This is a genomic window from Flavobacterium piscis (assembly GCF_031457575.1).
Taxonomy (GTDB): domain Bacteria; phylum Bacteroidota; class Bacteroidia; order Flavobacteriales; family Flavobacteriaceae; genus Flavobacterium; species Flavobacterium piscis_A.
On the sequence record NZ_JAVDWQ010000004.1, the window covers coordinates 129,512 to 139,173 of the forward strand.

10 protein-coding genes are annotated in these 9,662 nt (G+C 34.0%); 4 read left to right on the forward strand and 6 right to left on the reverse strand.

The genetic code is table 11. The features are described from left to right. Positions 1-2: 2 nt before the first annotated feature. The 6 genes from J2W48_RS07615 to J2W48_RS07640 all read right to left on the reverse strand — a co-directional run bounded on the left by J2W48_RS07615 (position 3) and on the right by J2W48_RS07640 (position 5,099). Positions 3-1,085 (reverse strand): adenylosuccinate synthetase, encoded by a 1,083-nt coding sequence (locus J2W48_RS07615; RefSeq protein WP_310280005.1) that lies wholly within the window; start codon positions 1,083-1,085, stop codon positions 3-5. 5 nt (positions 1,086-1,090) lie between these two features. Continuing rightward, positions 1,091-1,951 (reverse strand): hypothetical protein, encoded by an 861-nt coding sequence (locus tag J2W48_RS07620; RefSeq protein WP_310280007.1) that lies wholly within the window; start codon positions 1,949-1,951, stop codon positions 1,091-1,093. 2 nt (positions 1,952-1,953) lie between these two features. Next, entirely contained in the window at positions 1,954-2,286 is a 333-nt protein-coding gene (locus J2W48_RS07625; protein WP_310280009.1) for a hypothetical protein, read from the reverse strand. Positions 2,287-2,422: 136 nt separating this feature from the next. After that, positions 2,423-3,256, reverse strand: a complete 834-nt coding sequence (gene prs, locus J2W48_RS07630) for a ribose-phosphate diphosphokinase (protein WP_310280011.1) — start codon at positions 3,254-3,256, stop codon at positions 2,423-2,425. Between the two features lie 72 nt (positions 3,257-3,328). Beyond that, a complete protein-coding gene (locus tag J2W48_RS07635; protein ID WP_310280014.1) occupies positions 3,329-4,021 on the reverse strand; it encodes an NUDIX hydrolase in 693 nt (230 codons plus the stop codon). A 178-nt stretch (positions 4,022-4,199) separates the two neighbouring features. Further along, a complete protein-coding gene (locus tag J2W48_RS07640; protein ID WP_310280016.1) occupies positions 4,200-5,099 on the reverse strand; it encodes a LysR family transcriptional regulator in 900 nt (299 codons plus the stop codon). A gap of 86 nt (positions 5,100-5,185) precedes the next feature. Here J2W48_RS07640 and J2W48_RS07645 point away from each other — a divergent pair, with 86 nt between their 5' ends. The 4 genes from J2W48_RS07645 (at position 5,186) to J2W48_RS07660 (ending at position 9,661) form a co-directional block, all read left to right on the forward strand. Further along, entirely contained in the window at positions 5,186-5,950 is a 765-nt protein-coding gene (locus tag J2W48_RS07645) for a type 1 glutamine amidotransferase domain-containing protein (protein ID WP_310280018.1), read from the forward strand. 104 nt (positions 5,951-6,054) lie between these two features. Next, positions 6,055-7,212 (forward strand): iron-containing alcohol dehydrogenase, encoded by a 1,158-nt coding sequence (locus J2W48_RS07650; RefSeq protein WP_310280020.1) that lies wholly within the window; start codon positions 6,055-6,057, stop codon positions 7,210-7,212. Positions 7,213-7,495: 283 nt separating this feature from the next. Then, positions 7,496-8,491 carry an NAD(P)H-dependent glycerol-3-phosphate dehydrogenase gene (locus J2W48_RS07655; protein ID WP_310280021.1) on the forward strand — a complete coding sequence of 332 codons (996 nt, stop codon included), beginning with the start codon at positions 7,496-7,498 and terminating at the stop codon, positions 8,489-8,491. Between the two features lie 723 nt (positions 8,492-9,214). Continuing rightward, on the forward strand, positions 9,215-9,661 hold the full coding sequence (locus J2W48_RS07660) for a T9SS type A sorting domain-containing protein (RefSeq protein ID WP_310280022.1): 447 nt from the start codon (positions 9,215-9,217) through the stop codon (positions 9,659-9,661). The last annotated feature ends 1 nt before the right edge of the window (position 9,662 follow it).

Consider the following 9,662-nt stretch of genomic DNA (forward strand, 5'->3'; position numbering starts at 1 on the left):
TATTATTGAAACAAAGAAGTCATATCTGTAAAATCTTTAGAGTCTGGCGAAAACGATCCGTAAATTTCATTAAATTCTGTTGTCAGGTTTTCAAATTTATACTCTTGTTCTAACTGATCCATACAGGTTATCACAAGGTTTCTTTTTGCCTTCGGACTGTAAGCTGTATCTAATTTTAAGCTGTAATTTAATAGCTCATAATCTAAATCACCTGTTCTAAATTTCCTTTGAAAATCATTATAAACACAGGTTTCTTCTTCGTTGTTTTTTAATTTTAATTCTATTTCATTAGGCATCCAGCCGTTGCCATGTCTTGTACAATAACTTCTGGTGATGTAATAAACGGTAATATCTTCAATTTGCAACTTTCGGCATATTTCAAATGCATTTTTTGATGTTGTATTGGCATACGTCACATTCGGAAAAACACCGTGATCCATGTCGAGTAAAATGCCCTGGCTTCCTTCAAAAATCAAATTTGAAAACTTTTCTAAAAAGCTGTAATCGCTGATATTCCACTTTATTTTATCTATGATTTCTAAGTAATGATTTACTTCTTCATCAATTCCACTTTCATTCAGATAGCCATAATAATAGGCAATCTTTTCCAGTTTCTCTAAAAGCATTTGTCTTGGCGCAATCAAATCAATCGCATACAGTTTATACGGACCTTCATTGCGTTTCATTGTGGCACCAACTCCTTTGCCGCAAGTTCCGTGATCGAGATTTTTAACGTTATTTCTGTTTTGCCAGACATCAAAGGGCGTGGTTATTTTTGCCAAAGGGTGGATATAAAGCTCAATATTTCCGCCTTTTTCTTTTAATTCTTCTCTTTCATTAAACAAAAAAACCGGATGAATCGTGCAATGTTCACTATAATAAGAAGGCAAACCACGAAGCGCCCCACTCGCAAAACTAGAATGAACGTGTTTTTTATTACCAATCATTACTGTATGTGCCGCCTGTTGCCCTCCCGAAAACCGAATAACTATAGATTCAGGATTTTGTTTCGCCAGAAAATCTGTTGTAATTCCTTTTCCTTCATCACCAAATCCTAAACCTATAACTATTTGGGCTTTTTTCATGTTTTCTAAAGCATTTCAATATTTTCTAAACCATCTGATGGTATTGTTCCCAATCCTGACGCGTTACTTTTATGTTTGTCGCAAATTAGCTTGGTGATGATATTTGGAATTTCCCTGTGATCTTCGATAGACAAACAATTTTCTCCCAGTAGTTCTTTCCATGCTACATTTGCTCTCACGGCCTGATCAGAATGCAAAACGCTGATATGATACACTTCGTAATGTTTTTGTGCTTCTTTTAATAATTCGAGAGCTGTATATGTTTGCTGTCCCTGACCCATAATTTCCTTTATGGCAGATGCCGGAAGTGTTCCTAAATTTGGCTCATCACCAACAGTAAACAACAATCCTTTTTGTCCTCTTTTTTCAAAAGCATCGGTTTTGGTATGAAAAGCGGCAAAATACCACGCCAGAAGATAACTTTCTCCACCATTTCCTCCACCTCCGCCTTCAATATAAGTTCTGGTCAGCCACATATCCAATTCTTCATCACCAGATTCAAATTGACCAACCTGAAGTGGATATCTGTCACATTCATGGTCACCGATTCCTAAAAACAAAAGTGCCGGATCCGGAACACCTCCCTGAATAATTCCGCCCATTAATTTCGGAAGTCCTTCTTTAATCAGTTCATGTGGAATGTGCCCCATACTTCCCGTAACATCCAATCCTAAAATAATCGGAACTGAATTAGGATGAACTTCAGAATCTCTGGCTTCTCTAAAGGTAATTCCATTTGGATTCATAGATTCGTGCGCCATTCGTAAAGAATTTTGCGTAAAAATCTCACCTGCAGATTTAAATCCGTATCCTGCTTTTTTTGCTCTGTCGTCCCGAGCTCCTAAATCATATCTTGTGCCTCCCATAACTAAAATGTTTTACCAAATAAATATTCGAATCTCTTTTTTGTCACTTCAAACTGAATATTTAGATTTCTGATTGTTAATGATAACTCCATGTCTCTCTGAACAAATGTTTCCGGTTGAAAGTCGGCAAAAGTCAAACTGTTTTTATCCAACGGACTAATATCAATCAATCCTTCTTGTTCTCTTTCAAGTCTTTTTATTTTTAATTCAATGTCTTCAACCCTGCGTCTGTAAATTAACTCAGAATCTTCGCCAATTGTTTTGGCTCTGTCTTCTCTAATCTGATCATTGTTTCTTTTTAAAGATTCAATAAATCTTGGTTTTAAATCGCTCATAATTTTTGTTGTTAGTTTCAGGTTTTCTTTGTTTCAGGTTTCAAGTTGCACTTGAAACTTGGAATCTTAAACTTGAAACGGTTAATAGCTTTTTGTTTGTTTCACGTCTTTTGAGGTAACCTGAAACCTGAAACTTTTAAACTAATTTATTCAGACTAATCACTTGAACGCTTTCGCCTTCGAAGTCTTTTACTGAATTGGTAGTGAAAATGCCATCGAAACAATTTAATACTTCAAATCCTTTATTAAAAATTCCGTGGCTTACGGCCAAATATAATTTTCCGGCATTTTTCTTTTTTAGTTCTTCGGCCAAACCAACGAAAGTTCCGCCACCGTCGCAAATATCATCTACAATTAAACAATCCATTCCGTTTAAATCATCTTCATATACTTTAAAACCAGACAACTTTCCGGTTTTTACATCACGGCTTTTGCTGCATTCTACTACATCTACTCCGCCTAAAAATTCAGATACTTTGTAAATTTTCTTTAAAGCTCCGCCATCCGGGGAAATTAATTTTACATTTTGACCAATTACTTTCAACACTTTCTGAATAAAAGTGTGATTTGGGATCACTTCGCAATTATTCACCAATGCCGGTGTAACTTCAGAATGAGCATCAAAAACAAAAACTTTATTTAATTGAAGCGTGTTGATGATATCAGCATATACTTTTACAGATAAAGATTCTCCTTTTATCATAACACGGTCTTGTCTCGCCGCCGGGAAATACGGAATAAACAAATCGATTACCTTAACATCCATTCTGCGTAAAGCGTCTACAGTAATACACAATAAACCTAAATCGTTGAAAGAATTTAATCGGTGTGTGAGGGTTACTTTTTGAGTTGTATCAAAATCAGGATTGATTTTAATGTGTGGTTCCCCGCCAGAAAATGTAAAACTTTGAAATTTGATTTCTTCCTGATTAAGAAATGGGTTGAATTTTGGGTCTAGGTTAAGTATCATAGTTTTTAGTTTGCGTTAATTATACGCAAATGTAGAATTAAATTTTAAATAAACAATTTTTTTGTGTAAAAATTACGCAAACTTTATTTCGAAGTGAAATCCTTTTTTGATCAGATCATTGTATTTCAATTTGTTGAACTTAAATAATTTTGCAGGTCTTCCGGTTTTTGAAGGAGAAAAACGATCTGTTTCTTCAATGATTTCAAAACTTAATATTTTTTTTCTAAAATTTCGTCTGTCAATTTCTTTCTCCAAAATGGTGCAGTATAAATTCTCCAGTTCAGAAAACAGGAACTCTTTTGGCAACAGATCAAATCCAATTGGCTCGTAGGTAAGTTTTGCTTTTAGACGTCCAATTGCTTTTTCCAGAATAATGTTATGGTCAAAAGCTAAGGCTGGAATTTCATTTATCTTAAACCATTGAGCGTTTTCTGCATCAGTATCGGCCTTGATTTTTAATCTTGAGGAATCAACCAAAGCAAAATAGGCTACAGAAATTACACGGTTTCTGGGATCCCGGTTCACATCATCGCCAAATGTAAAAAGCTGTTCAAAATAATTAACGATAACATTGGTTTCTTCTTTCAATTCTCTTTTTACAGCTTCCTGCAATGATTCGTTATTTTTGACCAAACCTCCTGGCAAAGCCCAGTATGATTCCTGGGTCCCGAATTTTTGTTGTATTAAAAGTGCATACAATTGATTGTTTTGATAACCAAAAACGATGGCATCAACGGCAACTTTTATATTTTGTTTTTCAGTCATATTCTAAATGCGTAAGATTTACACAAATATAAAGTTTTATATTTCTTACGCTGAGCAATTTAAAGCTTAAACTCAAAAAACGTACACAAAAATCGAATTTCGGTCTGAAACAAATTTAACGAGTGACATTTTATCATTACTCATCATTTTTGATGATTTTAAGTAAGGCTGTTACGTTTTATGTAGATAAGGCAATTCTTACTTCGTTTGAAATGGTGTCAAAAAAAGTCTTCAAATTATTGTTTTTAGCGGCTAATAGATAAACATATACTTCAGGAACGTGGAAACTATTCCATACTAGTTGCAGTTTGTTTTGCTGAATAAATTTTCTCGCATTGCAATTCCACGTTACGGCAACACCGGAATTTTTAGAAAGCATTTCGAGCATTTCAAATTCAGACGGAATGATATAATTGGGAACCATGGATGGCCTCTTTTTATTGAAAGCGTGAAGCCAGAATAGTTTTATATGCGGAATTCTCGCATCATGCGAATACCATTTTTGTTCGTTCAGCCATTGTTCCACTTCAGTAAAATTATCTGATTTTAGATTCTGACGAAATTCGGTTATATCTAAATTCATTGGTCCAACCATTACTAATTTAATTTTGGCAACCGTTTCCTGAATGGTATCAAACGTGTCATATTTTTTGGAAACAATGGCAAAATCCAGTTTTTTAGAATCCACTAATGAAAAAAGAGTATCATCATCAGCAAAAGTGAAATCGATTAAATCAAATTTTGAAATTAAGCTGTTGCCAACACTGCTGAAAAGATGTCTTGAAATTCCGACAGAAATTAATCGGGTTGCATCTTCCGCCTTAGCCCTAAATGTATTTTCTACATTCTCAAGTCGGTCAAGTGCGTCTATAATCAGGTTATTCAGTAACTTAGCGTACTCTGTGGGTTCGACGCCTTTCGACTTCCGAATAAATAATTTATTCCCAACATGAGCTTCCAGCATTGAGATCTGCTGACTTACAGCAGGCTGACTCATAAATAACTCCTTTGCAGCGATAGAAAAATTTCCATTTTTATAAACCGCTTTAAATGTTCTGTACCATTCTAAATTTACCATGATATAGTTTTATTTATAACAAACATAGTTTATTTTATTTTTACTGATATCACTTAAGACGTAAATTTGTCTAAAAATTTAATATTATGAAGAAAATAGCATTAACCGCAATAATTGCATTTACAGCAGCAAGCACATCGGCTGTCGCTCAAAAATCAAATAAAAAAGAGATGAAAAAAGTATTATTCGTTGTTACCAGTAATGATAAACTGGGAAGCACAGGAGAAAAAACAGGATTTTGGTCAGAAGAATTTGCTGCACCTTATTATGAATTACTAGATCAGGGAATTGAAATTACAATTGCATCTCCTCTTGGAGGCCAGCCACCAATTGATCCAAAAAGTGCAGATCCTGCATCTGCAACTGAAGATACTAAACGGTTTGATGCCGATAAAACATTACAGGAAAAACTAAAGCACACACATAAACTTTCGATTATTAACCAAAAGGATTATGATGCCGTATTTTATCCAGGGGGACATGGGCCATTATGGGATTTGGTTGAAGATAAAAACTCAATCGCTTTGATTGAGTCTTTTTATACGCACAATAAACCTGTTGCTTTTGTTTGTCACGCTCCGGCAGTTTTAAAAAATGTAAAAATAAAAGGCGAATATTTAGTAAAAGATAAAAAAGTAACCGGATTTACAAATGAAGAGGAAGAAGCTGTAGGTTTAACTAAAGTGGTTCCGTTTTTATTAGAAGATGCTTTAACACAAAATGGGGCTAAATTTTCCAAAGGTGCAAATTGGCAGGCTTATGCTGTAGAAGACGGACTTTTGATTACAGGTCAAAATCCGGCATCATCAAAATTAGTCGCTGGTAAATTATTACAACAATTAAATAAATAGGATTCTAAGGCGCTAAGTTGCCAAGTTTTGGGTAACTTAAAAAAAACTTAGCAACTTAGAGGCTTAGCGACTTAATATCTCAGCAACTTTTAAAAAAAAAAACTATGTTAAACTTTGAATTATATAATCCGACAAATTTAATCTTCGGAAAAGGACAAATAGAAAAACTTTCTACTCTGGTTCCAAAAGAGGCAAAAATACTTTTAGCTTATGGCGGCGGGAGTATTTTTAAAAACGGAATTTACGAACAAGTCACCAATAATCTGAAAGGTTTTGATATCATTGAATTTGGAGGAATTGAACCAAACCCACATTTTGAAACTTTAATGAAAGCGGTTGAAATTATCAAAACAGAAAAAATCGATTTTATTCTGGCTGTTGGTGGCGGATCTGTTATTGATGGCGTGAAATTCATTTCTGCAGCCGTTAATTTTGAGGGAAATCCGATTGATATTTTGCAAAAGCGTTTGTTGATTAAAGAAAATGCAATGCCTTTTGGAACTGTTCTGACACTTCCTGCGACGGGAAGCGAAATGAATTCAGGATCAGTTGTTACCATTCAGTCAACGCAGGAGAAACTGGTTTTTGGCGGAATCGCCTTGTTTCCGAAATTTTCTATTTGCGATCCAGCCGTAATTGCTTCTTTACCAAAAAGACAATTGGAAAATGGTGTTGTTGATGCCTTCACACACGTAATGGAGCAATACTTAACCTATCCGCACGAAGGTTATTTACAAGATCGAATTGCAGAGGGAATTTTGCAGACTTTAATTGAAGTAGGTCCAAAAGTGGTTGAAAATCCAACAGATTATGCTTTGGCTTCCAACTTTATGTGGAGTTGTACGATGGCCTTAAACGGACTAATTCAAAAAGGTGTCCCCTCAGATTGGGCAACGCACATGATAGGTCACGAATTAACGGCTTTATACGGAATTGATCATGCAAGAACTTTGGCAATTATAGGTCCAAGTTTGTACAATGTAATGTTCGAAACTAAAAAAGAAAAATTAGCGCAATACGGAAGAAGAATTTTTAACTTATCTGGTCCTGATGATGAAGTGGCTAAAGAAGCCATCAACAAAACTGTTGAATTTTTCCACACCATGGGGATGGATACCAAACTTTCTCAATATACCGATGATTATTACAAAACAGCAGATTTTATAGTAAATCGTTTTGATGAAAGAGGATGGAAGGGCTTGGGAGAAAATCAACTGGTGACTTTAGATAAAGTAAAATCAATTGTAGAAATGAGTTATTAAAACTGTGTCCTGATAGTATAAAAGAAAAAAGGCGTTCTAAATTTATTTAGCAACGCCTTTTTAGAATACTAAAACAAAACTAACTAACTCAAGTTTTACTAAACTCATTATAATCTAATTTATAATTGTTTACAACGTAGTGATTGTGATTTTATTGTGTGAACTAAAAATTAATTTCATTCCATTGTAAACGATTAAATAAAATCTGTTTTTCAAATTTCTTAAATCAGATTTTGTGTTATTACTGCATTATTAAGTACTTTTGTTTTAAATTATTAAAATAATGAGCGAAAATTTAAAATTTGCAGTAATTGGTGGAGGAAGCTGGGCAACAGCTATTGCAAAAATGTTATGTGTGAATCTTTCCGAAATTTCGTGGTACATGCGTAATGAAGCTGCAATAGAACATATCCAAAAATACAAACACAATCCAAATTATTTAAGTTCGGTTGAATTTGACACTAATAAACTTAAACTAACGAGCGATATAAACAAAGCAATTGAGTATGCCGATTATTTAATTTTTGCCATTCCATCTGCTTTTCTGAATGATGAATTACAAAAACTAACGGTTTCCTTAGAAAATAAAATTATATTTTCTGCCATTAAAGGAATCGTTCCTGAAACGAGTTTAATTGTAGGGGAGCATTTTCATATTCAATACGATATTCCTTATTATAATATTGGAGTGATAACTGGTCCTTGCCATGCTGAGGAAGTTGCACTGGAAAGGCTTTCGTATTTAACCATTGCCTGTGGTGATCCGGATAAAGCTTCGATTGTTGCTAAAAATTTATCAGGGAATTATATCAAGGCAAAAATTTCAGATGACATTATAGGTACGGAATATGCGGCAATGCTTAAAAATATTTACGCTATTGCTGCCGGAATTGCGCATGGCTTAGGTTATGGTGATAATTTTCAGTCTGTTATGATGAGCAACGCAATCCGTGAGATGCGAAAATTTATCAAGAAAGTCCATAGAATGAAACGGAACATCAATGACTCAGCTTATCTGGGAGATTTACTGGTTACAGGATATTCTGTATTTTCAAGAAACAGGATGTTTGGTAATATGATAGGAAAAGGCTATACGGTAAAAAGTGCCATGATGGAAATGAGCATGGTTGCAGAGGGTTATTATGCGGTTAAAAGCGCTTATAAACTAAATCAGGCCTATGGCGCAAAGACACCAATTATTGATGCTGTATATAGTGTTTTATATGAAGGAAAAGATGCTAAAACTGTTTTTAAAAAGTTAACAGAATCTTTAGATTAGAAGAATTTAAATCATATATAAAAAAGTCCGTTCCTGAATTTAGAAACGGACTTTTTTTATTTTAAGAAGCCATCCTTCAAAAGTTACAGCATGAATCTTTCTTAGAAATAGGTTTTTAATTCGCTTATTTTTTACGCATATTATTCTTTAACAGAGGCAGTGCTTGTGCTGTCATTTCTTTTTTGAATTTGACTTACGATGTACTTTTAATGAAATCTGATCATTTTCAAGTTATAAATCTTCAATCTCATACTTGTGTAAGCAGAATCTGTAAACATTTCGCTTTCTGCAGGCTAAATTTAAATGGTGTTTTTTTAAAGCCTGAGTACCGTGTTTGCTTCCAGATACAAAAGCTTACCGGTATACCGTTTTGGTAATCAATAAATGAACTTTTACACCAAAGAAAAATCTTAACCTATTACTCTGTCTGCCATTGCCATTGTTTACCTTCTGGTATTTTGGTCTGATGATTCTTATTTTACCACCTATTTCACAAAAGTTAATCTCAAAAAAACATTACAAATGGAGCCTTCCTTTGATACAAAAAGACCCCCTGTTGGTGTTTTTTCCTACTACATTTGCTTATAATTATACTGAGCTTGTTGAGGCGGTTATTTGGAATTAAAAATGAAGCCTTCAACAGGTTCTAATTATCATAAAATATTCTCAATTTAAAATTTAATGGTCACTTACATTTTTAAAAAATAGCTAAAATTTACATAAATGAATAAAATTTTTACTTTTCTACTGTTTTTGTGCTGTAGTATCTCTCAGGCACAAGACCGCATTACGTTTTCTTATGATAATGCAGGCAATCAAATCCAAAGATTATTATGTATCAATTGTTTAACATCAAAAATGACTGATGCGAAAGAGATTGCTGCATTGGAAGACGAAGATTTACAAAAATTCTTCCCGGAAGATCTCATTTCTTATTATCCAAATCCTGTAAAAGAAGAGCTTTACCTTAAATGGGAACTGATTGAGGGGAACTCCGTTTCTTCAATACAGCTTTATGATTTGAATGGTCGTGTACTTAGTTCTTTTTCTAATCTGGATAGCAAAAACAACCAAAGCATTGCTTTTCAATCATACCCAACAGGAGTGTATGTTGTGGTATTGTTGTATAAAAACGGCGAACAAAAATCAATAAAAATCATTAAAAAATAAG

What these genes read in the sequence shown, in the direction of transcription:
- J2W48_RS07615 (WP_310280005.1), bottom strand. Translation starts at nt 1,085, where the DNA reads ATGAAAAAAGCCCAAATAGTTATAGGTTTAGGATTTGGTGATGAAGGA.
- J2W48_RS07620 (WP_310280007.1), bottom strand. Translation starts at nt 1,951, where the DNA reads ATGGGAGGCACAAGATATGATTTAGGAGCTCGGGACGACAGAGCAAAA.
- J2W48_RS07625 (WP_310280009.1), bottom strand. Translation starts at nt 2,286, where the DNA reads ATGAGCGATTTAAAACCAAGATTTATTGAATCTTTAAAAAGAAACAAT.
- prs (WP_310280011.1), bottom strand. Translation starts at nt 3,256, where the DNA reads ATGATACTTAACCTAGACCCAAAATTCAACCCATTTCTTAATCAGGAA.
- J2W48_RS07635 (WP_310280014.1), bottom strand. Translation starts at nt 4,021, where the DNA reads ATGACTGAAAAACAAAATATAAAAGTTGCCGTTGATGCCATCGTTTTT.
- J2W48_RS07640 (WP_310280016.1), bottom strand. Translation starts at nt 5,099, where the DNA reads ATGGTAAATTTAGAATGGTACAGAACATTTAAAGCGGTTTATAAAAAT.
- J2W48_RS07645 (WP_310280018.1), top strand. Translation starts at nt 5,186, where the DNA reads ATGAAGAAAATAGCATTAACCGCAATAATTGCATTTACAGCAGCAAGC.
- J2W48_RS07650 (WP_310280020.1), top strand. Translation starts at nt 6,055, where the DNA reads ATGTTAAACTTTGAATTATATAATCCGACAAATTTAATCTTCGGAAAA.
- J2W48_RS07655 (WP_310280021.1), top strand. Translation starts at nt 7,496, where the DNA reads ATGAGCGAAAATTTAAAATTTGCAGTAATTGGTGGAGGAAGCTGGGCA.
- J2W48_RS07660 (WP_310280022.1), top strand. Translation starts at nt 9,215, where the DNA reads ATGAATAAAATTTTTACTTTTCTACTGTTTTTGTGCTGTAGTATCTCT.